This window comes from Shewanella fidelis ATCC BAA-318, from assembly GCF_000518605.1.
Taxonomy (GTDB): Bacteria; Pseudomonadota; Gammaproteobacteria; order Enterobacterales; family Shewanellaceae; genus Shewanella; species Shewanella fidelis.
Genome location: NZ_KI912462.1, coordinates 1 through 24,437, shown reverse-complemented (window position 1 = coordinate 24,437; position 24,437 = coordinate 1). Strand labels below are relative to the sequence as shown.

At 44.7% G+C, this 24,437-nt stretch carries 21 protein-coding genes; 19 read left to right on the top strand and 2 right to left on the bottom strand.

Annotated elements, in window-relative coordinates; genetic code table 11:
• Positions 1 to 72 precede the first annotated feature (72 nt).
• Together L884_RS0120615 and glpK are read left to right on the top strand one after the other, a co-directional pair.
• A complete protein-coding gene (locus L884_RS0120615) occupies positions 73 to 627 on the top strand; it encodes a nuclear transport factor 2 family protein (RefSeq protein ID WP_028769262.1) in 555 nt (184 codons plus the stop codon).
• A 14-nt stretch (positions 628 to 641) separates the two neighbouring features.
• Positions 642 to 2,123: a glycerol kinase GlpK gene (glpK, locus tag L884_RS0120610; RefSeq protein ID WP_028769261.1), complete on the top strand. Its 1,482-nt coding sequence runs from the start codon at positions 642 to 644 to the stop codon at positions 2,121 to 2,123.
• Between the two features lie 26 nt (positions 2,124 to 2,149).
• On the opposite strand, the gene L884_RS22485 is transcribed toward glpK, so the two are convergent.
• Positions 2,150 to 2,482, bottom strand: a complete 333-nt coding sequence (locus L884_RS22485; protein ID WP_037411380.1) for a hypothetical protein — start codon at positions 2,480 to 2,482, stop codon at positions 2,150 to 2,152.
• A 493-nt stretch (positions 2,483 to 2,975) separates the two neighbouring features.
• Between L884_RS22485 and mraZ the strand changes: the two genes are divergently transcribed.
• From mraZ to lpxC, 15 genes are all read left to right on the top strand, one after another.
• Positions 2,976 to 3,434 carry a division/cell wall cluster transcriptional repressor MraZ gene (gene mraZ, locus L884_RS0120600; protein WP_028769260.1) on the top strand — a complete coding sequence of 153 codons (459 nt, stop codon included), beginning with the start codon at positions 2,976 to 2,978 and terminating at the stop codon, positions 3,432 to 3,434.
• A gap of 29 nt (positions 3,435 to 3,463) precedes the next feature.
• On the top strand, positions 3,464 to 4,420 hold the full coding sequence (gene rsmH, locus L884_RS0120595; protein WP_028769259.1) for a 16S rRNA (cytosine(1402)-N(4))-methyltransferase RsmH: 957 nt from the start codon (positions 3,464 to 3,466) through the stop codon (positions 4,418 to 4,420).
• Between the two features lie 8 nt (positions 4,421 to 4,428).
• A complete protein-coding gene (gene ftsL, locus L884_RS0120590; protein WP_028769258.1) occupies positions 4,429 to 4,743 on the top strand; it encodes a cell division protein FtsL in 315 nt (104 codons plus the stop codon).
• Positions 4,740 to 6,476, top strand: coding sequence for a peptidoglycan D,D-transpeptidase FtsI family protein (locus tag L884_RS0120585; RefSeq protein ID WP_028769257.1), 1,737 nt, complete (start codon positions 4,740 to 4,742; stop codon positions 6,474 to 6,476). The genes ftsL and L884_RS0120585 overlap by 4 nt, the downstream gene beginning before the upstream one ends.
• Complete coding sequence (gene murE / locus L884_RS0120580; protein ID WP_028769256.1) at positions 6,473 to 7,942, top strand: UDP-N-acetylmuramoyl-L-alanyl-D-glutamate--2,6-diaminopimelate ligase; 1,470 nt, start codon at positions 6,473 to 6,475, stop codon at positions 7,940 to 7,942. The genes L884_RS0120585 and murE overlap by 4 nt, the downstream gene beginning before the upstream one ends.
• Positions 7,939 to 9,318, top strand: coding sequence for a UDP-N-acetylmuramoyl-tripeptide--D-alanyl-D-alanine ligase (locus tag L884_RS0120575; protein ID WP_028769255.1), 1,380 nt, complete (start codon positions 7,939 to 7,941; stop codon positions 9,316 to 9,318). Before murE ends, L884_RS0120575 begins: the two co-directional genes overlap by 4 nt.
• A complete protein-coding gene (gene mraY / locus L884_RS0120570; protein WP_028769254.1) occupies positions 9,318 to 10,400 on the top strand; it encodes a phospho-N-acetylmuramoyl-pentapeptide-transferase in 1,083 nt (360 codons plus the stop codon). The genes L884_RS0120575 and mraY overlap by 1 nt, the downstream gene beginning before the upstream one ends.
• Before the next feature lie 54 nt (positions 10,401 to 10,454).
• Entirely contained in the window at positions 10,455 to 11,774 is a 1,320-nt protein-coding gene (gene murD / locus L884_RS0120565) for a UDP-N-acetylmuramoyl-L-alanine--D-glutamate ligase (protein WP_028769253.1), read from the top strand.
• On the top strand, positions 11,764 to 12,981 hold the full coding sequence (ftsW, locus tag L884_RS0120560; RefSeq protein WP_028769252.1) for a cell division protein FtsW: 1,218 nt from the start codon (positions 11,764 to 11,766) through the stop codon (positions 12,979 to 12,981). The genes murD and ftsW overlap by 11 nt, the downstream gene beginning before the upstream one ends.
• 11 nt (positions 12,982 to 12,992) lie before the next feature.
• Positions 12,993 to 14,090 carry an undecaprenyldiphospho-muramoylpentapeptide beta-N-acetylglucosaminyltransferase gene (gene murG / locus L884_RS0120555; protein ID WP_028769251.1) on the top strand — a complete coding sequence of 366 codons (1,098 nt, stop codon included), beginning with the start codon at positions 12,993 to 12,995 and terminating at the stop codon, positions 14,088 to 14,090.
• 1 nt (position 14,091) lies between these two features.
• Positions 14,092 to 15,558: a UDP-N-acetylmuramate--L-alanine ligase gene (murC, locus tag L884_RS0120550; RefSeq protein WP_028769250.1), complete on the top strand. Its 1,467-nt coding sequence runs from the start codon at positions 14,092 to 14,094 to the stop codon at positions 15,556 to 15,558.
• 105 nt (positions 15,559 to 15,663) lie between these two features.
• Complete coding sequence (locus tag L884_RS0120545) at positions 15,664 to 16,431, top strand: cell division protein FtsQ/DivIB (protein ID WP_028769249.1); 768 nt, start codon at positions 15,664 to 15,666, stop codon at positions 16,429 to 16,431.
• The gene (ftsA, locus tag L884_RS0120540; protein WP_028769248.1) at positions 16,431 to 17,666 is read left to right on the top strand and encodes a cell division protein FtsA; all 1,236 of its coding nucleotides are present in this window, start codon (positions 16,431 to 16,433) and stop codon (positions 17,664 to 17,666) included. The genes L884_RS0120545 and ftsA overlap by 1 nt, the downstream gene beginning before the upstream one ends.
• A gap of 31 nt (positions 17,667 to 17,697) precedes the next feature.
• Positions 17,698 to 18,885: a cell division protein FtsZ gene (ftsZ, locus tag L884_RS0120535; RefSeq protein ID WP_028769247.1), complete on the top strand. Its 1,188-nt coding sequence runs from the start codon at positions 17,698 to 17,700 to the stop codon at positions 18,883 to 18,885.
• Between the two features lie 177 nt (positions 18,886 to 19,062).
• Positions 19,063 to 19,983, top strand: coding sequence for a UDP-3-O-acyl-N-acetylglucosamine deacetylase (gene lpxC, locus L884_RS0120530; RefSeq protein ID WP_028769246.1), 921 nt, complete (start codon positions 19,063 to 19,065; stop codon positions 19,981 to 19,983).
• A 6-nt stretch (positions 19,984 to 19,989) separates the two neighbouring features.
• Here lpxC and L884_RS0120525 read toward each other — a convergent pair whose 3' ends face one another.
• Entirely contained in the window at positions 19,990 to 20,442 is a 453-nt protein-coding gene (locus L884_RS0120525; protein WP_028769245.1) for a DUF721 domain-containing protein, read from the bottom strand.
• Positions 20,443 to 20,469: 27 nt separating this feature from the next.
• On the opposite strand from L884_RS0120525, the gene L884_RS0120520 reads away from it, so the two are divergent.
• Together L884_RS0120520 and secA are read left to right on the top strand one after the other, a co-directional pair.
• Positions 20,470 to 21,369, top strand: a complete 900-nt coding sequence (locus tag L884_RS0120520; RefSeq protein WP_028769244.1) for a M23 family metallopeptidase — start codon at positions 20,470 to 20,472, stop codon at positions 21,367 to 21,369.
• A gap of 60 nt (positions 21,370 to 21,429) precedes the next feature.
• A complete protein-coding gene (gene secA, locus L884_RS0120515) occupies positions 21,430 to 24,153 on the top strand; it encodes a preprotein translocase subunit SecA (protein WP_028769243.1) in 2,724 nt (907 codons plus the stop codon).
• Positions 24,154 to 24,437: the final 284 nt, after the last annotated feature.

The window sequence follows — 24,437 nt, the reverse complement described above, 5'->3', positions numbered from 1 at the left end:
GCACAATATGTGATGGCCTGAGCATTTAAGATATTAATGGTTGTAGATAGCAGAATATAAAAGAGGTTTACCATGAAACCCCAAATTTGGTTATTTGCGCTCAGCGCAGCATGTTTTAGCTTGGTATCACAGGCCAATACCACAGAGGTTGAGTCTACACTAGCTTTAGCTTCTGAAGCTGTTAATGAGCCTGAATCTGTAACTGTGGTCAGACAGTTTATTCAAGGGTTTAATGAGCATAGCGTTGAGCAGATGCTTAAATACACAACTGCTAATATTCATTGGTCCAATGTTGCGGCAATGAAGATGGATATTCAGACATCGAGCCAAAATGAGTTAGGTGCAGCAATGACTGATTACTTTGCGAGCCTGAATGATGCTAAAGCAACATTAAGGCGAATTACCGTCACCGGAAATTACGTCAGTACAGTAGAAGAGGTGCAATGGAGCCATGATGGTGAAAAAAGTAGCCAGTGCAGTTTAGGTGTTTATCAGCTCAATGGCGATAAAATTAATGCCGTATGGTATTACCCTGCTCACGCTTGTGATGAGCAAGTCTGGCGAGATGCTGTTAATCTAGATATTGTGCCGCCGGAAATAGGCGTGCTGAAACAAACACGGCAATAATAAGGAAAATATCAGTGTCAAAGAAGTACATCATCGCATTAGATCAAGGGACTACCAGTTCTCGGGCAATTGTATTTGATCAAAACACCAATATGGTTGCTAGTTCGCAGCGTGAGTTTAGTCAGATGTACCCTAAACCTGGTTGGGTTGAACATGATGCAATGGAGATCTGGGCTTCGCAAAGCTCTACCTTAATCGAAGTTCTGGCGCGTGCAGATATCCACAGTGAAGATGTGGCTGCGATAGGGATCACTAATCAGCGTGAAACCACGGTAATTTGGGATAAGGTCACAGGTAAGCCGGTGTATAACGCGATTGTTTGGCAGTGTCGCCGTAGCACAGATATTTGTGAACAATTAAAAGCACAAGGTCTTGAAGACTATGTCAAACAAGCTACGGGTTTACTACTCGATCCATACTTCTCTGGCACAAAGATAAAGTGGATATTAGATAACGTTGATGGCGTAAGAGAGCGGGCTGAAAAGGGCGAGTTGTTATTTGGCACCATAGATACTTGGCTAGTTTGGAAGCTGACAGAAGGTAAAGTCCATGTTACCGATCCAACCAATGCATCTCGGACCATGTTGTTTAATATTCATAGCCAAACTTGGGATAAAAAACTGCTAGAAGCGTTAAATATTCCTGCATCGCTGCTGCCTGAGGTTAAGCCGTCATCAGCAGTATATGGTCATACACGTATTGCGGGGGAAGGTAGCAATATTGCGATTGCTGGCATGGCTGGCGATCAACAAGCTGCGCTATTTGGTCAACTGTGTATCGAAGAAGGTATGGCCAAGAATACATATGGAACGGGTTGTTTCTTGTTGATGAATACAGGCTTAGAAGCGGTGCAGTCAAAACATGGTTTACTCACTACTATTGCTATTGGTGCTGATGGTGAAGTCAATTATGCACTTGAAGGCTCGGTGTTTATGGGCGGTGCAACAGTGCAGTGGCTTAGAGATGAACTCGGCCTTATTCGAGATGCCCAAGATACTGAATACTTCGCCTCAAAAGTGGCAGATACTAATGGCGTTTACTTAATTCCGGCATTTGTAGGTTTGGGGGCTCCTTATTGGGATCCTGATGCACGCGGAGCACTGGTTGGTTTAACCCGTGGCGCAAATCGCAATCATATTATTCGTGCCGCGCTAGAAGCCATTGCGTATCAAAGCCGAGACTTATTAGACGCAATGGCCAAAGATAGCGCTGTGAAGTTAAAACAGATTAAAGTTGATGGCGGTGCAGTGGCTAACGACTTCTTAATGCAGTTTCAAGCCGACATTACCAACGTGGAAGTACAACGACCTGAGCTTACAGAAACCACGGCAATGGGCGCGGCATTTCTAGCGGGCTTGGCGGTGGGCTTTTGGCAATCAACCGATGAGCTGAAGCTTAAAGCCGGCGTTGAACGTAGCTTTATGCCACAAATTAGCAGCGAAGAGCGAGATAGTTTGTATCGTGGCTGGCAACAAGCTGTGGCGCGTATTAGATAGCGATTATCTGAGCACAAACTTACTACTCACACATTGATATCAATTCTAGTGTGGGTGGATTCGGGTGTTACAGTTTCAGGCTCTTCCGATGCTGTTGCTTGTTGTCTTTTACGCCTATCTGTTTCAGGCGCCTTTCTTCTTTCAAGGTGAGGGGGAAGTGGTGACGCTGAGTCTTGTTGCTGGCGTCTATCCTTTTTTGCGCCTCGCCGCTCTAGATGTTCTGCAAGTGCTGTGTTTTGTAAATCTGGGTTATCGTTAGTTGCCGCTGCACTCGCACTGACCTGTTTAACTTTGCGCTTGGCTTTTACCTTAGCGATAACGGGCTTAGCCAACATGGCGTAAATGCTATCAATGCTCATGCTCTCCCCCTTTAATTACCATTCTTGTGATGACTATCTAGTTTATCGGCCACGTTTGGTGAATATTTAATCGGTTATGTGTATTTGGCTTTAGCTTTCGCTATTTTTTGGGTTAATTATGATTAATGCAAAGGCCTAAAACAGGGCTCTTTAGCACGCTCAACAAACTAAATGTATAAGCAATAAAGTTGATTTGCCGGGTTAAAAATGACGACGATATCCACATTATTGGTCTTAAGCATAATATTCACTGCAGTTTTGTGACTGTTTTTACAGCTTTTTAGTCAGTAATTGGTCGCAGAGCCCCACATAAATCCACGTTAACCCGTTTCATTAAATGTTAGCAGCTAATTAGCTGCTAACCCGCTTGGTTGCTGGATTTTAAATAAGCGCCTTTCCTTGACAAGTCTTGCGTTCTATCCCTAAACTTAGCTGTTGTGGGGAAATGTGGATATTTGTGGATCATTTATAGAACGGCAGGGATGACAATACGGTGTTTTCTGGGGCAAGCGCTATTAATCTTGATACCAAAGGACGGATCGCGATACCAAAGCGATACCGTGAGCTGCTGAGCGCCTGTCATAATAACCAACTTGTAGTGACTGTAGATATCCAATCAGCGTGTTTGCTCTTGTATCCCATTCAAGAGTGGCAACAGATAGCCGCTAAATTAGCGACACTTTCCGATACACAACCTACCGAACGAGCAATGAAACGATTGTTGCTCGGCTATGCCCACGAATGCGAATTAGATGGTAACGGCCGCATGCTATTACCAACGCCATTACGTCAGTATGCCAACTTAGATAAACGTGTGATGCTGGTTGGTCAGCTCAATAAGTTTGAGTTATGGGATGAAGCAGCGTGGCAACAACAGATTGAACAGAGTCGAACTGCGATTCTTAATGAAGATTTGGCTGCTAACGAGCGGTTAGCAGATTTTTCACTGTAAGCAGTGATACTTAAAAATAGAAGACAACCATGACACAAGAATTTGAACATCTATCAGTACTGTTAACAGAAACGGTAGCTGGCTTAAACATTAAACCAGATGGCATCTATATTGATGGCACATTTGGTCGTGGTGGTCACTCGCGCAAGGTGCTTGAACAGCTAGGACCTGATGGTCGACTCATTGCAATCGATAGAGATCCGCAAGCCATTGCTGCTGCTGCGCAGTTTAAAGATGATAGCCGTTTTCAAATTGTTCATGGCGGTTTTGGGCAGTTAGCTGATTATGTTGAAGAGCTTGGCCTAAAGGGCAAGATTGATGGGGTGTTATTAGATTTTGGTGTGTCGTCGCCACAGTTAGACGATGCTGAGCGTGGCTTTAGTTTTCTACGTGATGGTCCATTAGACATGCGTATGGATAACTCGCAAGGACAAACTGCCGCACAGTGGATTGCTCGTGCTGAAATTGAAGATATGGCATGGGTATTTAAAACCTATGGTGAAGAAAAGAACGCGCGTCATATTGCCCGTTGTATTGCAGCAGATCGTGAAAAAACACCATTTTTACGTACCACTGAGCTAGCTGATCTGATTGCGCGGATTACTAAAAATAAAGAGCGTAACAAGCATCCAGCGACTCGTGTATTCCAAGCTATCCGTATCTATATCAATAGTGAGCTTGAGCAAATTGACCAAGCACTTGAAGGTGCGCTAACGGTATTAGCACCGGAAGGTCGTTTATCAGTAATTAGTTTCCATTCCCTGGAAGATCGCATGGTTAAGCGCTTTATCCGTCGCAATAGCCAAGGTGAAAGCGTGCCTCATGGTTTACCGATTACAGAAGCTGAAATCAATAAATCACGTAAATTAAAAGGGGTAGGCAAAGCCATTAAACCGTCTGCTGAAGAGATTGAGCGCAATGCTAGAGCGCGCAGCTCGGTATTACGTGTTGCTGAGCGCTTACCTTATGACGTAGAAGCGATTTAGAGGTCAACTTGAGTAAGTCGCAATTGAATTTAACTCGCATTGTGCTGCAAGACCTTTGGCACAACAAATGGGTGATGTTACTTGCACTACTCGTGGTGCTAAATGCAATTGCGGTGGTATACACCAGCCATGAAGGGCGCAAGTATACCAGCCAGTGGGATCAGTTATTACAAGAGAGAGATCGGCTAGATATTGAATGGCGCAATTTGTTACTTGAAGAGCAGTCACGTTCAGAGCATAGCCGAATAACCAGGATAGCGACGAAGGAGCTTAATATGAATCGTCCGCTACCCAAAAATGAGATTGTTGTAAGGGTGCCATGAGTAAACAGGCTAAACGTAAACAAAAACCACAGCTAATCCAATGGCGTTTATACGTCGTTGTGGGATTTGTTTGCCTGATGTTTACCAGCTTGATTGGGCGGGCGGCTTATATTCAGATTATTGAGCCTGAAAAGTTACGTCATGAAAGTGATATGCGAACTTTGCGCACGACGAGCCGTGAAGTGCAGCGTGGCTTAATCACAGATCGTAACGGTGAAATGCTGGCTGTGAGTGTACCTGTTAAAGCAGTCTATGCTGATCCTAAAGTGGTGCACGATAAAAATGGCTTTGCAGATATGCGTCGTTGGCAGGCGCTAGCCGATGTATTGCACGAGCCAAAAGAAGATATTCTCAAGCGAGTTCAATCTAACCCGCGTAAACGCTTTACCTATCTTAAGCGTCAAGTAACCCCTGCTGTTGCTGATTACATTAAGCAGTTAAAGCTGCCGGGGGTGTATTTAAAGCCTGAATCGCGTCGTTATTACCCTACAGGTGAAATTTCAGCGCAACTGGTGGGGATCACCAATATCGATGATAAAGGTATTGAGGGGATCGAAAACACCTATGACGACTGGTTAACTGGCACACCAAGTAAACAAAAGGTACGTAAGTCCCGTGATGGTCATGTTGTTGAACGACTTGATATGGTGCAAGAGGGGGAGAGCCCGAACGATCTTGTACTGAGTATCGATCAGCGGATCCAGCAGCTTGCTTATCGTGAGCTGAAAAAGGCGACAGAGGCAAACCAAGCCACTTCGGGGTCTATTGTGGTGCTTGATGTACACACAGGTGAAGTGCTTGCTATGGCTAATACGCCATCTTATAACCCCAATTCCCGTGAAAATTTGCAAGGCTTCCGTATGCGTAACCGTGCATTAACGGATTCTTATGAGCCGGGTTCAACTATCAAGCCATTTGTGGTTGCAGCAGCGCTTGAAGCGGGCACGATTAAAGTCGATGACATCATTAAGACTAATCCTGGGCGCATGCGTATTGGCGGTAAAATTGTGCGCGATGGTCGCAATTATGGTGATTTATCCCTAAGCGGTATTTTGGTGCATTCGAGTAACGTGGGGATGACTAAAATTGCCCTTTCTATGCCAGTGCAAGAGTTACTTGGCGCCTATCAAACCATGGGGTTAGGCAATTATTCAGGTATTAATTTAGAAGGTGAAAGTGCCGGACTTATTCATGATCGTCGCAGATGGTCTGAATTTGAACGCGCGACCTTATCTTTTGGCTACGGCTTAATGGCTACGCCGTTGCAGCTAGCCAGAATGTATTCAATTTTAGGCAACAAAGGTGTGCTTTATCCGGTTTCAATTTTAAAGCTTAAGCAAGAGCCTGAAGGCACACAGGTGTTATCACCAGAAGTAGCGCAGAGTGTTATGGAGATGCTGGTGGGAGTAACCGAAAAAGGTGGCACCGCGCTAAAAGCGCATATTGAAGGTTACCCAGTTGCAGGTAAAACAGGTACAGCACGTAAAGCGGTTGCTGGTGGTTATGGTGAGGATTACGTTGCCCTGTTTGCTGGGGTTGCGCCAGTGCATAACCCGAAACTGGCGATTGCTGTGGTCGTGAATGAGCCTAAGGGTGATCGCTACTATGGTGGTGATATTGCCGCGCCAGTTTTTGCTGCTGTGATGTCCGGTGCCTTACAGATGCTTAACGTCGAGCCGATTTCAAAGCGTGAAAAAGTACGCCTCGCTGCCAATTCTAGGAGTGTAGAATGATGCTAATACGCGATTTATTGGCGCCATGGTTCCATTATTCGGGAGCTGAGCGCTTCCAAAACTTAACATTAGATAGTAGAGCGGTTGAGTCTGGCGATGTGTTTGTCGCAATTCCGGGGTACCAAGCTGATGGCCGCAAATTTATCGGTGCGGCCTTTGAACGCGGTGCGATAGCAGCTTTAGTGCACACCGATTCGCCTGAAGAGCATGGTAAAACGGTTAATGATGCAGGCTTACAGATCCTGTTTTTTCAGCTAAACCGTCAGATTTCAGCTGTAGCTGCGCAGGCATACCCATTATCAACCAAGCGTCCGCAAATCATAGGGGTTACTGGTACTAACGGTAAAACCTCCATTACTCAGTTGGTGGCGCAACTGCAGTTACTGCAAGCTAAACAAACTGCCGTAATGGGCACTTTAGGTAACGGTTTATGGGGCCAGCTTGTAGATAGCGGCAATACCACAGCCGATCCTATTACTTTAATCAAACAGCTGCAGCAATTTGAACAGGCAGGCGCCGATACTTGTGCAATGGAAGTATCTAGTCACGGTTTAGTGCAAGGTAGAGTGGAGGCGGTTCCTTTTGATGTGGCTGTCTTTACCAATTTAAGCCGTGACCATCTTGATTACCACCACACAATGCAAGCTTATGGCGCAGCGAAAAAGCGCTTGTTTCAGTTTGCCAGTCTACGTGCAGGTTTAATTAATGCCGATGATGCTGTTGGTCAAGAGTGGCTTACAGAGTTGGCTTCAGACAAGTTGTTAGCTTACAGCGTAAAAGGCAACGCTCCTGCAGATATATATGCCAAAGATTGCCACTTTCATGATGGCGGCGTGCGTTGCACTTTAGTGTGGCCACAAGGGGAGGCACAGCTTAACTCGCCATTATTAGGCGACTTTAACTTAGCTAACTTAATTGCTGCAATTGGCGCACTTTACTTGCTTGGTGAAGATATGTTGCGGTTAGTAGAACTAGCAGCATTGCTTGAGCCAGTCCCTGGGCGTATGGAGCGCTTTACCACTGCAAATGATGTCACGCTGGTGGTGGATTATGCCCATACTCCAGATGCAATTGAGCAAGCACTAAAAGCATTAAGAGTTCATTGTCGTGGTGAGCTTTGGTGTCTATTTGGCTGTGGTGGCGATAGAGACACAGGTAAACGGCCTATGATGGCTGCCAGCGCTGAACAGTTTGCTGATAAGGTGATGGTGACCAGTGATAATAGCCGTAGTGAAGATCCCCAAGCCATTATTAATGACATTTTGACAGGTCTTAGACGCCCGCAAGATGCTTTAACCCAAGTTGATCGTAAGTTGGCTATCCAAACGATTGTCGCAGAGGCAAAGCCTGGCGATATGGTGTTGTTAGCTGGAAAAGGTCATGAAACTTATCAAGAAGTGAACGGTGTAAAATTGGATTACGATGAAAGAGCCTTCACCAAAGCAATTGCGGAAGGTGATTTATGATAAAGGTTTCTTTAGCTGAATTGACGACCCACCTTAATGGCAAATTAGTTGGTGAGAGCGTTGAAATAGACTGCGTTTCTAGTGACAGTCGAGCGGTTAATAATAAGACTTTATTTGTGGCGTTAAAAGGTGAGAACTTTGATGGCCATAATTTTGCGCAAGCAGCAGTTGATGCGGGGGCCAATGCGTTATTAGTCGAACGAGAACTGCCTATTAAGGTCAGTCAAATCATCGTTGAAAATAGCCAAAAGGCAATGGGTGAGATCGGCGCTTATGTGCGTGAAAAGGTTGCGCCAATTTGTATTGCATTGACTGGCTCTAATGGCAAAACCAGTGTTAAAGAGATGATCGCAACGATTTTGTCGCAAAAGCATCAAGTGTTGTTTACGGCAGGTAATTTTAATAACGAAATTGGTGTACCGCTGACATTATTGCGCTTACAACAAGGCGATGAGTTTGGTGTGTTTGAGTTAGGTGCGAACCATGCTGGTGAAATTGATTACACCTCAAGCTTAGTGAAGCCGAGTGTGGCTATGGTTAACAATGTAGCCTCAGCTCACCTTGAGGGCTTTGGCTCACTGGCAGGTGTGGCAAAAGCCAAGTCAGAGATCTTTAACCATGTAGCAGCCAATGGTACGGCAGTGATTAATGCCGATGATGGCTTTGCTGATGTCATGCTCAAGGCTTCTAGTCACCTTAAGCAGCTTCGTTTTGGTGTGCAAACTGACGTGTTAACTAATTTAGATGTGTTTGCTACAGATTTAGTTGCAGATGCTTATGGCCGCTATGGTTTTAATTTGTGTACGCCAACTCAGCGTGTTGCGGTAAACCTGCCACTGGCAGGACGCCATCAAGTATCGAATGCCTTAGCAGCAACCAGCATGTGTTTAGCACTTGGATTGCCTTTAGTTGATATTTGTCAGGGTCTTAGTCTATTACAGCCTGTCAAAGGGCGTATGTTACCAAGTCAGCTTGGGCGAGTATCTGTTATTGATGATAGTTATAACGCAAACCCGGCTTCGGTGGGGGCTGCTATTGACTGGCTTCAAGAAATTAAAGGAAATCGCTGTTTAGTACTGGGCGATTTAGGCGAATTAGGCGACAATGCCGCCCTTTTGCATCGTCAGCTTGGTGAATTAGCTAAAACAAAAGGCATAAATGCACTGTTTTGTGTCGGTTCATTGAGTGAAGGTGCTAGTCACGCTTTTGGCTCTAAACATTACCATGATATTGATGAATTAGTTGCAGGGCTTATTCACTATATTAACGGTTTACCAGCTGAGGTTACAGTGCTGGTAAAAGGTTCTCGCAGTGCGAGAATGGAACGAGTAGTTGAAGCTTTAACAATGGCCTTTGGTCGCGGGGAGTTTGTTTAATGCTGGTTTACCTGGCTGAGTATTTAACCCAATTTTACAGCGGGTTTAACGTATTTTCATATGTGACGTTTCGGGCCATTTTAGGCTTGATGACGGCGATGGTATTGAGCCTTTGGTTAGGACCAAAGATGATTGAGCGTTTGCAGCTAATGCAAATTGGTCAAGTGGTGCGTAATGACGGCCCGGAGTCTCATTTTAGTAAGCGTGGTACGCCTACTATGGGGGGGATACTCATTCTAGCCGGTGTATTTGTGAGTGTATTGCTATGGGGCGATCTTGGCAGCCGTTACGTTTGGGTGGTGCTATTTGTTCTCGGCAGTTTTGGCTTAATTGGCTTTATAGATGACTACCGTAAAGTCGTACGTAAAGATACCAAAGGCTTAATCGCGCGCTGGAAGTATTTTTGGCAATCTGCTGCGGCATTAGCAATCGCTGTTTATCTGTATGCGTCGGCGCAAAACCCTGGTGAAACTCAATTAGTCGTGCCTTTCTTTAAAGATATTATGCCGCAGCTTGGTGCTTTCTTTATTGTGTTAGTGTACTTCACTATTGTCGGTTCAAGTAATGCTGTAAATCTAACTGATGGTTTAGATGGTTTAGCGATTATGCCTACTGTGATGGTAGCTGCTGCATTTGCGCTAATTGCTTACCTTTCAGGCCATGTACAGTTTGCAAACTATTTGCACATACCATACTTGCCGGGTTCTGGTGAGTTAGTGATAGTGTGTACCGCAATTGTTGGTGCCGGTTTAGGTTTTTTGTGGTTTAACACATACCCAGCGCAAGTATTTATGGGTGATGTTGGCTCATTAGCGTTAGGTGCGGCGCTAGGCGCGATTGCTGTATTGGTTCGCCAAGAGATTTTGCTAGTAATTATGGGCGGTGTTTTTGTAATGGAAACCGTGTCGGTGATCTTGCAAGTTGGCTCATATAAGCTCCGTGGACAACGTATCTTCCGTATGGCGCCTATTCATCATCACTATGAGTTGAAAGGTTGGCCTGAGCCGCGAGTGATTGTACGTTTTTGGATTATTTCACTGTTTTTAGTTCTACTTGGACTAGCTACATTGAAGCTTAGATAAGCTTCCGAATTAATTACATTAAACAGATATTAACTGAATTGAAATAGGTCTGATATGGCGCAGCAGTATTCACACATAGTATTAGGTTTAGGTGCAACAGGCTTGTCTGTTGTGCGTTACCTGTGTGGACAAGGTATCACCCCATTGGTGATGGATAGCCGAGCTGCGCCTCCTGGTGCAGACGTATTGGCAGCTGAATTCCCGCAAGTTCAATTAGTGGCAGGCGGGTTTGATTGTCGTTATCTCGTTCAGGCTGAGCAAATCGTTATTAGTCCGGGTATTGCATGTGAAACTCCTGAAGTGAGAGTCGCATTCGATATGGGAATTGAAGTGATTGGTGATGTTGAACTCTTTGCTAGGGAAGTCAGTAAAACAGACGCCAAAGTGATTGGTATTACAGGCTCTAATGGTAAAACCACGGTAACGACCTTAGTGGGCGAAATCGCTGAGGCAAGCGGTTGTTCATATGCTGTTGGCGGTAATATCGGAGTGCCAGCGTTAGATCTATTACTTGAGCCAAAAGATCTTTATATTCTTGAGCTTTCTAGTTTTCAGTTAGAAACCACTCATAGCCTGCAATGCGCTATCGCGACTTGTTTGAATGTGAGTGAAGATCATATGGACCGCTATAACGATATAGAGTCTTACCGCCAAGCTAAGTTAAAGCTCTACGAGCAGACCAAGATGGTGCTGTTTAATCGTGAAGACCCACTGACGATACCTAACCATCCAACTAACCAAAATAGCTTTGGTTTAGATGTTCCTAACGATGATGCGTGGGGAATCGCAGGTGGTATGTTGGTTTTGGGTAGCAGCCCTATAATGCCTGTTGCAGATGTAGCCTTAGTGGGTAGCCATAATCATGCGAATGTGTTGGCGGCTATGGCATTAACAACAGCAGTTGGCATAGCACGTGAACATCAAGTTGCCGTAGCTAAAGTATTTAACGGCTTAGCCCATCGTTGTGAGACTGTCGCTGAAGTCGATGGTGTCACTTATATCAATGATTCTAAAGCAACCAATGTTGGCGCAACCGTTGCTGCTATTGATGGTTTGAGTGATCACTTAGGTGAGCTGATTCTTATTGCGGGTGGCGATAGCAAGGGCGCGGACTTAGCGAACCTAGAACCAGTGCTAGAGAAAGTTAGCCAGCTAATTACCTTAGGTCGAGATGGAGACAAAATTGCCGCATTGAAGCCTGATGCAATTAAGGTTGCAACTATGGCTGAAGCTGTGGCTGCTGCACGTGAAATTGCGACACCGGGAGATATTGTTATTTTATCTCCAGCTTGTGCCAGTTTAGATATGTATCCGAATTATATGGCTCGTGGTGAAGAGTTCCGTAGCTTGGTTGTTGCGCTCGATGCTCAGTAAGATCAAGCAGTTGAACCTATTTGGTGAGCGCTTTAAATGGCCCTTGGCAAATTTGTTTAATGATGACATCACGCCGACTAAGCATCTTTACGATAGGTCGTTATTGTTTGCTGTGTTGGCGCTTATTAGCTTTGGCTTTGTGATGGTGATGTCTGCATCAATGCCAGAAGCGCAAACATTGACGGGTAACCCGTTTCATTTTGTGTGGCGTCACGGTGCTTATCTTATCGGTTGCGTGTTGATTGCAGCCGTAGTGCTGCAGATTGAGATGCGACATTGGCAGAATTTTAGTCCTTTACTGCTGCTCGTTGTTGGCTTGATGTTAGTGGCTGTGTTGCTGGTAGGTACCACCGTAAATGGCGCTACGCGTTGGTTATCAATAGGGCCAATTCGTATTCAAGTTGCAGAAATCGCAAAGTTTGCTTTTGCGATATATATGGCGGGATATTTAGTTAGACGCCATCAAGAGATTAGAGAAAACGCCAAAGGTTTTTATAAGCCTATTGCAGTATTTGCAGCTTATGCGGTGTTAATTTTAGCCCAGCCTGACTTAGGCACAGTGGTCGTACTTTTTGTTGGTACTGTGGGTTTACTGTTTTTAGCTGGTGCGCGCTTATTTGATTTCTTTGCTTTGATATTGGCGGGGATTTTAGCATTTGTGGCTTTGGTGTTATTTGAACCATACCGAATGCGCCGAGTTACCTCGTTTTTAGATCCTTGGCAGGATCCATTTGGTAGTGGTTATCAGCTAACTCAATCACTAATGGCCTATGGCCGAGGTGATTGGTTTGGTCAAGGCTTGGGAAACAGCATTCAGAAGTTAGAGTATTTGCCTGAAGCGCATACCGACTTTATCTTTGCCGTTATTGGTGAAGAACTTGGATTTATCGGCATTATCGCAGTGTTGGCTGTGTTGCTCTTTGTGGCATTGAGAGCGATTAAGCTAGGTAATATGTGCTTGGTTTTGGAAAGAGCATTTGAAGGTTACCTCGCTTATGGCATAGGGATTTGGATCTGTTTTCAAACTGTGGTCAACGTCGGCGCCAGTATTGGTATGCTGCCAACTAAAGGATTGACCCTGCCATTTATTAGCTATGGCGGCAGTAGCTTATGGGTGATGACGGCAGCTGTCATGATGCTGATCCGTATTGATTATGAGCGACGCTTAAGTGTTATTCAGGCCGTTGATGGCCGTGCAGGAAAATAATGAGTAAAACCATGACTAAGCAAACTGAAGAAAAGCGCATTTTAATCATGGCCGGTGGAACTGGCGGTCATGTTTTTCCTGCGCTAGCAGTTGCAAAATATTTAAGTCAGCAAGGCTGGAAGGTCCGTTGGTTAGGGACCGCTGAGCGTATGGAAGCTCGATTGGTTCCGCAACATGGCTTTGATATCGATTTTATTGATATTAAAGGCGTACGTGGCAACGGGATTATACGCAAGTTAGCTGCACCTTTTAAGATCTTACGTTCGATCATGCAGGCGCGTGCAGTTATTAAGAGTTTTAAGCCGGATGTTGTCATGGGCATGGGCGGTTTTGCTAGCGGGCCAGGTGGTGTAGCCGCAAAGTTATGCGGTATTCCCTTGGTGCTACATGAGCAAAATGCGATCCCCGGTATGACCAATCGATTGTTGTCCAAAATCGCAGCAGAAGTCTTATGTGCCTTTGAGGGTACTTTTACCGATGTAAAAGCGGAAACTGTTGGTAATCCAATTCGAAAAGAACTCATTGCTTTGGGAGAACAGCGCAAGCCAGTTTGTGATGATGACTCACTTAAGGTGCTCGTTGTGGGTGGTAGCCTAGGCGCTAAAATTTTTAATGATGTAATGCCAAGCGTGCTTGAAGGAGTGAGTAAAACTCATTCAATGACGGTTTGGCATCAAGTTGGTCGCGATAATTTGGCAGCGGTCAAAGCGGAGTATCAACGTTTAGGCCAAGATGGCAGCGTCAGTGTTGCAGAATTTATTGACGATATGGAAGCAGCTTATCGTTGGGCGGATGTCGTGGTTTGCCGCTCAGGTGCATTAACTGTATCAGAGCTTGCTGCAGTTGGTTTGCCTAGTTTATTGGTGCCATACCCACATGCAGTAGATGATCACCAGACTAAAAATGCCAAAGTGTTAGTTAATGCTGGGGCGGCTTTCTTGTTGCCACAGCCAATAGTTGATACCAGCAAGCTGATGACCAAGTTGTCGATGTTGGCATCTGATAAACAAGAATTATGTAATATGGGCCAACGTGCTCGAGACGTAGCAATTTTAGACGCAACTCAGCGAGTTGCTAACGTCTGTATTCGATTAGCTGAGAAGGGTTGAAATGAGTAACGCAGCAGAAAAGCATTCACAGCTAAGATCGATGATCCCTGAAATGCGCCGAGTCAAACATATCTATTTCGTTGGCATTGGCGGTGCAGGTATGGGTGGCATTGCAGAAGTATTGGTTAATGAAGGCTACAAGTTGAGTGGCTCTGATATCGCAGAGAGCACGGTAACCCAAAGGTTGACTCAACTTGGTGCAACCATCTATATCGGCCATGATGCAAGTCAGGTAAAAGATGCCGATGTGGTGGTGGTTTCTACTGCTATCAGCGCGAATAACCCCGAGTTAGTTGCAGCAAAGGAGTTGAGAATTCCTATTGTTCGTCGCGCCGAAATGTTAGCGGAGTTGATGCGTTATCGTCATGGCGTTGCAGTGGCAGGCACTCACGGTAAAACCACTACGACCAGTTTAATCGCCAGTGTATATGGTCAAGCCGATCGTGATCCGACCTTTGTAATAGGCGGCTTACTCAATAGTGCTGGAACAAATGCACGTTTAGGCCATAGCCGCTACTTAATCGCAGAAGCGGATGAGAGTGACGCAAGCTTTTTGCACTTGCAACCAATGGTGAGTGTGGTGACAAACATTGAAGCTGATCATATGGACACCTACGAAGGTGATCTTGAAAAGCTAAAAACAACCTTTGTCGACTTTTTACATAACTTGCCATTTTACGGTGTTGCAGTTGTTTGTATTGATGATCCTATTGTACGGGAATTATTGCCGCGTATTGGGCGCCGAGTAGTAACTTATGGCTTTAGTGAAGATGCGGACGTGCGAGCAGTTAGCTTTAAGCAAACGGGTTATAGCTGTGAATTTACAGTGCGTCGTTCAGGTGTTGATGATCTAGAACTGTCAGTTAACTTGCCTGGTGAACATAACGTGCTTAATGCCCTCGCAGCAATCGCTGTTGCGACAGAAGATGAGATCGCGGATGAAGCAATCGTTAAAGCGTTAGCTGAGTTCCAAGGTATTGGGCGTCGTTTCCAGCAAATTGGTGAATTTAGCACAGGCAAAGGTGAAATTAAGTTGGTCGATGATTATGGCCATCACCCAAGTGAAGTTGCTGCCACCATTAAAGCTGCAAGACTTGGCTGGCCAGAGCGTCGCTTAGTAATGATTTATCAACCGCACCGTTATAGTCGAACTCGTGACTTATACGAAGACTTTGTTGAAGTGCTATCGCAAGTTGACTGTTTGTTGATGTTAGATGTGTATTCGGCAGGTGAAGCCGCAATTCCGGGAGCAGATAGTCGAGCACTGTGTCGTTCTATTCGTGTGCGCGGTCAAGTTGAACCGGTATTTGTTGCAGATAGCGAGCAGCTAGAAGCGATATTGCCAGAGATATTACAAGATGGCGATTTACTACTAACTCAAGGTGCAGGCAACATTGGTTTGTTGTCAAAAAGTTTAGCCGAGTCAAATCTTGGCTTTGATGCTAAAAATGATACAAAAAATGTGTAATTTAGAATCAGATAGCTTAATTTACACATCAAATTTTGACGCTTGGAATAAGGCCTATATAATGGCCGATTTTCCGGGTTTGCGGTTGCAAAAGGAAGCCTAAAGGTGTCTTGGCGCGAGAAAGGTCAGCGTGTTCGAGTGTTGCTTTTACAAGCCGATTGGTACTTGTGCTTCGGTGTGGTGTTTTTGCTGTGTGTGTTAGTCGGATTTGCCATGGCAGCGATGAAGCTTAATAACGTACTCAACGACGCTGATGCTTTGCCGATTGAGGCTGTTGCAGTTAAAGGTGAGCGCTTATATACCGAAGACAGTGAAATTCAGCTGGCACTGCAAGACTTGATGGAAAGAAGCTTTTTTTCTGCAGACGTGAACCAAGTGCAAGATGCACTAGAGGCTTTACCATGGGTCTATCAAGCTTCGGTAAGGCGGGAATGGCCAGCCAAATTAAAGATATATTTGGTGGAGCAAAAGCCTGTCGCTCACTGGAATGGTGATGCTTGGCTCAATATTTATGGCGAAGTATTTGATGCTCCAGTAAAAGAAGGTATACCTAATCTACCGTTTTTGACTGGGCCAGAAGCACAAGGTAAGTCAGTGCTGACTACTTACCAGCAGCTTGGCGAACTATTAAGAATTAATGGCTTTAACTTACAAAGTTTGAGCCTAAGTCCACGGCATGCTTGGCATGCTGAGCTCAATAATGGCATTAAGTTAGAGCTTGGCAGAGAAGACAAGATGGCAAGGATACAAAGATTTATCCACGTTTACCCGCAACTTGAACAACAAGGTAAGCAGGTAGCAACCGTGGATTTGCGCTACGACACAGGTTTGGCCGTAGGTTGGGATGATGCACAAAAGAGAGCCGTTAATTAATGACCAAGAATCTAGATAGAAATCTGATTGTGGGATTGGACATAGGGACGTCAAAAGTCGCTGTGATCATAGGTGAAGTGTTGCCGGACGGTGAGATCAGTATTGTCGGCCTAGGTAACCATCCTTCAAGAGGCATGGATAAAGGCGGCGTAAACGACCTCGACTCTATTGTACGTAGTGTACAGCGAGCACTCGATCAAGCTGAACTCATGGCTGATTGCCAAGTGTCTTCGGTTTACTTGAGCATTTCAGGTAAACATATCGAATGCCAAAATGAAAATGGCATGGTGTCGATTAACGATGAAGAAGTGACTCAAGAAGACGTTGATAACGTTATTCATACAGCACGCTCAGTGAAAATACCAACAGAGCGTCGTATTTTGCATGTGTTACCGCAAGAGTACGCAATTGATGTACAAGATGGGATTAAAAGTCCTATCGGCATGTCTGGCATGCGTATGGAAGCTAAGGTGCATATTGTTACCTGTGCCAATGATATGGCGAAGAACATTACTAAGAGTGTCGAGCGCTGTGGTTTAAAAGTTGATGACCTCGTGTTTTCAGCAATAGCGTCGGCTGACTCAGTGCTGACTGATGATGAGAAAGATCTAGGTGTTTGTTTAGTTGATATGGGCGGTGGTACCACTGATATCGCTGTATACACTAATGGCGCGTTGCGACATTGTGCTGTGGTTCCTGTTGCAGGTAACCAAGTGACCAATGATATTGCTAAGATTTTCCGCACACCTCTGTCTCATGCTGAGCAGATCAAAGTGCAGCATGCTAGCGCTCGCAGCTCAATGGTTAGCCGTGAAGAGAGTATCGAAGTGCCGTCAGTGGGTGGTCGTCCATCTCGAAGTATGTCACGTCATACCTTAGCTGAAGTAGTAGAGCCAAGATACCAAGAGCTATTTGAGCTTATTTTAAAACAGTTACAAGAAAGCGGTTTAGAAGACCAGATTGCTGCTGGCATCGTTATTACTGGCGGTACAGCTTCAATCGAAGGTGCAGTTGATATTGCCGAGGCAACATTCGGTATGCCAGTAAGAATGGCGCAACCGCTACCAGTTAAAGGTTTACATGAATATGTGGATCAACCTATTTACTCTACCGGAGTTGGGTTGCTTCATTATGGGGCGCGCAGAGTGATCGAACGTCAGTTCGAACGTCCTGAACGTCAAGGGGTTACCAGTGTTTGGAATCGGGTCCAAAGCTGGTTTAAAGGTGAGTTTTAGTTAATAACGCAGGCAGAACGGAGAAAAGACCATGTTTGAGATCATGGATAGTCATACAGACGAAGCGGTGATTAAGGTCATCGGTGTCGGTGGCGGCGGTGGTAATGCTGTCGAGCATATGGTTAAACACAACATCGAAGGTGTTGAGTTTGTAGCAACAAATACTGACGCACAAGCGCTGCGCAAGTCTGCTGCATCAACCACAATTCAATTAGGTCGTGACGTGACTAAAGGTTTGGGCGCTGGTGCAAACCCTGAGATTGGTCGTTTAGCGGCAGAAGAAGATAAAGAAAGCATTCGTAATGCGATTAAAGGTTCAGATATGATCTTTATCGCTGCGGGTATGGGCGGCGGTACAGGTACCGGTGCGGCTCCAGTTGTTGCAGAGATCGCTCGCGAAGAAGGTATTCTAACCGTTGCAGTTGTGACTAAGCCTTTCCCATTCGAAGGCAAAAAGCGCATGACGTTTGCCGATCAAGGTATTGAACAGTTAGCGAAGCATGTTGATTCGTTAATCACGATTCCAAACGAAAAGTTACTTAAAGTACTAGGTCGTGGCACATCTTTATTAGATGCATTTGCTGCAGCTAACAACGTATTACTTGGTGCTGTGCAAGGTATTGCCGAACTAATTACTCGTCCAGGTCTAATCAACGTCGACTTTGCTGACGTGAAAACGGTTATGTCTGAAATGGGTAATGCCATGATGGGCACAGGCGTTGCTAGCGGCGAAGATCGCGCTGAAGAGGCGGCAGAAGCTGCTGTTGCTAGCCCGCTACTAGAAGATATTGATCTAGCTGGCGCACGCGGCGTACTTGTTAATATTACAGCTGGCATGGACATGAGTATCGAAGAGTTCGAGACTGTAGGTAACCATGTTAAAGCTTACGCTTCAGACAACGCGACAGTTGTTGTGGGTGCAGTAATTGACCCTGAAATGTCAGATGAGCTACGTGTAACAGTAGTGGCGACGGGCATAGGTGCTGAAAAGAAACCTGATATTCAGCTTGTTTCAAAGCCAGCTCCACGTCCAGAACCTATCGTTCCTGTAGAGACTCGCCAAGAGACTTTTGTTGCTGAAGATACGGTTGCTCCAACTGTGTCGCACGGTAATACTGCACCAGCAGTGCAACCGCAAGTTGCAACACCAGTAAGCGAGAAGAAGAACGAACTTGACTATTTAGACATTCCAGCATTTTTGCGTAAGCAAGCTGATTAAATTCAGTGTTAATAAATAGTTAATAGCTTTGGGGCGATACTAATATATTGTCTAAAAGCTGCGTGAATTTTGGTTAATTTGCAAAGATATGCTAGGATATCCGACCAGCATCGCTCGCTCACGCTTAAAAAGTGAGTGAAAGCTGCTTTTTTGTTGAGATAATTAACGGGTAAATACATGATTTTTCAAAGAACTGTCAAAGATATGGTTAAGACTACTGGTGTTGGATTGCATTCCGGCAACAAGGTGACTTTGATCATTAAGCCCGCGCCAGTTAACACAGGTATTAAGTTAGTGCGTACCGATCTGACACCAGCTGTTGAGATTCCAGCAGTCGCGGATCAAGTACGTGAAACGACTATGTGTACCGCATTAGTTAACGATGATGGTGTTCGTATCTCAACAATTGAACACCTATTTGCAGCGTTGGCTGGATTAGGAATCGATAACGCTATTATCGAAGTCGATGCACCTGAAATTCCAATTATGGATGGTAGTGCTAGTCCTTTTGTATTCCTACTGCAATCAGTAGGTATCCAAGAGCAAAGCGCTGCTAAAAAGTATATAAAGATCACTAAACCAATTCGCGTTGAAGACGGTGATAAGTGGGCAGAGTTGAAGCCATTTAAAGGCTTCCGTGTTAATTTCGCAATTGACTTTAACCACCCTGAAATCGCTCGTAGTCAACAACATATGGTTATGGATTTTTCATCGTCAGCTTTTGTAAAAGATATCAGCCGTGCTAGAACGTTTGGTTTTATGCGAGATATCGAGTACCTAAGAGCTAATAATCTTGCATTAGGCGGCAGCATGGAAAATGCTGTTGTACTTGACGAATATCGCGTCCTCAACCCCGATGGCCTGCGTTATGAGGACGAGTTCGTTAAGCATAAAATTCTTGATGCATTTGGTGATTTGTACGTTGCTGGTCACGCAATTGTTGGTGAATTTTGCGCATATAAGACAGGACATGCGCTTAACAATCAACTAGTGCGTGCCATGCTTGCACAACAAGACGCATGGGAAATAGTGAGCTTTGAAAAAGAAGCTGATGCACCAGTTAGCTTCTCTGTACCAGCTGGTGCAGTGTTCGCTTAATCGCGATTAAGATTGCCTTGAACGGCTGGCTAATGCAGCCAGCCGTTTTAGTTTTAGCGCTAATGTCCCTTCTGTATGCTCTGCTAATGCTTCGATGTGAGCGGCAGCATTTTCACTAATCAGGTTGTGAGCGGCTTTGGGTTTTGTTTGATACATTAACAAGCTTGGGTTGACTTTAACCTCGATTGCGGTAAGCATGGGGAGCGTTTCGGCTTGTAGTAATTGTAGTATTTTGGGTTTTTGGAAGTTTATTCTTGCCGCCCAAGCAGCCGTTGTTGTTTCAATAACCAAGATCCCTTGACGTAAATTAGCAACCTTGAGTTGCTCTGTCACTGGACCAGTTAGCACTTGTTTCACGTATTGATCTAAGTGTAATAACAGTTCTGATTTTTCAGCTAAATGAGGCATAGTGCCTTGCTGATGCAGTAACTGGCTGAGATCCTGAGGGGGCTTTTTCATATGATAATAAAATGGCTTAATTAGGCTATGAGTGTAACAGTTTTTATTCAAGGTCGAAATGGTGCCACCCGCTGGCAACCAGGAAAGCGTTGGCTGCTTTTACCTATCTTGCTGATTGCAGCAGGAACAGGTTTATATCAGCATAATGCTAAGCAACTTATACAGCAACAAGCTAATGTCGATAATGAGCGCGTAGCGCGTGAAGCACAAAAAGAGGAATTAATTGCATTAAAAAATGCAACTGAGACTCAGCTTTCGATGTTGGTAGCCCATGTTGCGCGTATGCAAGCTAAACTCACGCGTTTAGAGGCATTAGGCCAGCAAGTTGCAGTAAATAATCAACTAGAAGATCAATTTGATTTCTCTTCAGAAGTCGGTGTGGGTGGTATCAGTGAACTAGGTACTAACATCGAACTCGATCAGCTTATTGCCGATATGGATGAGCTGGTATCACGAATAGATAATAATAATGTTCAGCTTTCACTACTTGAAACAGTAGCATCTAATCTCCATATAGATGAAGAACGTTATATATCTGGGCGACCAATTCAGAAAGGTTGGTTATCATCGCCTTATGGTTTACGTAATGATCCTTTTAATGGCAAACGTACGATGCATAAAGGTATCGACTTTGCTGGAAAAGAGGGCTCCGGTGTTATCGCGACCGCAGGTGGCGTGGTGACATGGGCGGACAAGATGTTTGGTTATGGTAATTTAGTAGAAATTGATCATGGAAATGGTCTTAGTACTCGCTACGGTCATAATAAAGCTTTGTCAGTAAATGTGGGTGATGTGGTCGCTAAAGGCGATATAATCGCTATTATGGGGAGTACAGGGCGCTCAACAGGGCCTCATGTACACTATGAAGTGTTGCGCGGTGGACAACAGATAGATCCGCAAAAATATGTCTACCGCAAGGCAGGTTAATCGTAAAATCGGCTTTCAGGCTCTAAAAGGGACTTGGCCAACAACATAGAAGTGGTTCAGATGTTTGGTAAATTACTGACAAAAGTATTTGGTAGTCGCAACGATCGTACTCTTAAAGCATTTGGTAAAGTGGTTAATAAAATTAACGCACTAGAAGCTGAGTATGAAAAACTATCAGATGAAGAATTAAAAGCAAAAACAGCCCACTTCCGCGAGCGTTTAGACGGTGGTGAATCATTAGAAGGTGTTTTACCAGAAGCTTTTGCAACGGTACGTGAAGCATCAAAGCGCGTGTTTGAAATGCGTCACTTTGATGTCCAACTTATTGGCGGCATGATTTTGGATAGTAACCGTATTGCAGAAATGCGTACAGGTGAAGGTAAAACGTTAACGGCAACTCTGCCTGCTTATCTAAATGGTCTAACAGGTAAAGGCGTACACGTTATTACCGTGAACGATTACCTTGCAGCTCGTGATGCTGAAAATAACCGTCCTCTATTCGAATTCCTTGGTTTAACCGTTGGTATTAACGTTGCTGGTCTTGGACAAGTAGAAAAGAAAGCGGCTTACGACGCAGATATCACCTATGGTACCAACAATGAGTTTGGTTTCGATTACCTACGAGACAATATGGCGTTTTCGCCAAGCGAACGCGTTCAACGTCCACTTCATTACGCCCTAATTGACGAAGTTGACTCAATCCTTATTGATGAGGCGCGTACACCGTTAATTATTTCTGGTGCAGCTGAAGATAGCTCTGAGCTATACATCAAGATCAACACACTGATCCCTAATCTAGTCGCTCAAGAGAAAGAAGACACAGAAGAGTTTATTGGTGAAGGTGACTATTCTGTTGATGAAAAGTCAAAGCAAGTTCACATGACTGAGCGCGGTCAAGAGAAAGTGGAAGTGCTATTGACTGAGCGCGGCATGTTAGCTGAAGGCGACTCGCTATATTCAGCTGCTAATATCTCATTACTGCATCATGTAAATGCTGCACTTCGTGCACACACGTTATTCGAGAAAGATGTAGATTACATCGTTCAAGATAATGAAGTGATCATCGTTGATGAACACACTGGTCGTACTATGCCAGGTCGTCGTTGGTCAGAAGGTTTACACCAAGCGGTAGAAGCTAAAGAAGGTGTTCATATTCAAAATGAAAACCAAACATTAGCGTCAATTACATTCCAGAACTTCTTCCGTCAGTATGAAAAACTTGCCGGTATGACGGGTACAGCTGACACCGAAGCATTCGAATTCCAGCATATTTATGGTCTAGATACTGTTGTTGTACCGACTAACCGCCCAATGATCCGTCAAGATCATGCTGATTTAGTCTATCTAACAGCTGAAGAGAAGTATGCGGCTATCGTGAAAGATATCGTAGGTTGTCGTGAGCGTGGCCAACCTGTATTGGTTGGTACAGTTTCGATTGAACAATCAGAGTTACTGCATAGCCTATTAAAGAAAGAAAAGATCCCACATGAGATCTTGAATGCTAAGTTCCATGAGCGCGAAGCAGACATCGTAGCGCAAGCAGGCCGCACTGGTGCGGTAACGGTTGCAACTAACATGGCTGGCCGTGGTACAGATATCGTGCTTGGCGGTAACTGGAACATGGAAATCGAAGCCTTAGGCAACGCTACCGACGAGCAGAAAGCCAAAATTAAGGCGGATTGGAAGATCCGTCATGATGAAGTGGTTGCTGCCGGCGGTTTGCATATTCTTGGTACTGAGCGTCACGAATCTCGCCGTATTGACAATCAGCTACGTGGTCGTTCAGGTCGTCAAGGTGATGCTGGTTCATCACGTTTCTATTTATCGATGGAAGATAGCTTAATGCGTATCTTCGCTTCAGACCGTGTTTCATCAATGATGAAGAAGTTAGGTATGGAGCAAGGTGAAGCGATTGAGCACCCATGGGTGTCACGTGCAATTGAAAATGCACAACGTAAAGTTGAAGCACGTAACTTTGATATTCGTAAGCAGTTACTTGAGTTTGATGATGTTGCTAACGATCAACGTCAGGTTGTTTACGCCCAACGTAACGAACTTATGGATGCAGATAGCATTCAAGACACCATTACTAACATCCAAGAAGATGTGGTTAATGGCTTAATCGACCAATACATTCCTCGTCAATCAGTCGAAGAACTATGGGACGTTGAGGGGTTAGAGAAACGCCTTCAACAAGAATACGCAATGAACCTTCCTGTTCAAGAATGGTTGGATAAGGAAGACGACTTACACGAAGAAACATTACGTGAGCGTATTGTTGAAACTTGGGTAAATGCTTATAAAGCCAAAGAAGAGATGGTGGGTGAGCAAGTTCTACGTCAGTTTGAAAAGGCAGTTATGCTGCAAACGCTAGACGGTTTATGGAAAGAGCACTTATCTGCGATGGATCATTTGCGACAAGGTATTCATTTACGTGGTTACGCGCAAAAGAATCCAAAGCAAGAGTATAAGCGTGAATCATTTGAGCTATTCCAACAAATGCTTGAATCTCTAAAGCATGATGTAATTAGTGTTCTGTCTAAAGTACAAGTACAGGCACAATCTGATGTAGAAGAGATGGAAGAGCGTCGTCGTCAAGAAGATGCCAAGATCCGTCGTGATTACCAACATGCTGAAGCTGAAGCACTAGTCGGTGCAGAAGAGGCAGCGGCATTAGCGGCAACACAACCTGTTGTTCGAGATGGCGAGAAAGTTGGCCGTAACGATCCATGTCCGTGTGGTTCAGGTAAGAAGTATAAGCAATGCCACGGTAAGCTAAGCTAGAACACTAGAACACTAGAACATTCAGTTAAAGCTAATCGTTCAGAGATATTGAAAAAGGGTGACTCGCAGAGTCACCCTTTTTTATTGCTTGTACACTAGCTGATGCAATCTCAATTAAAGTCTATTAAAACGGCGTTTATAGCCACTTTTGTGGATAAGTCTGGGGGTATGTAGTGTGTATGATGTGCTTATAATATCTTTTTGAAAAAACATGATTTTTCTTTCAAAAAGCGCTTGCACTGAGATCAAAACTCCCTATAATGCGCATCCACTGACACGGCACA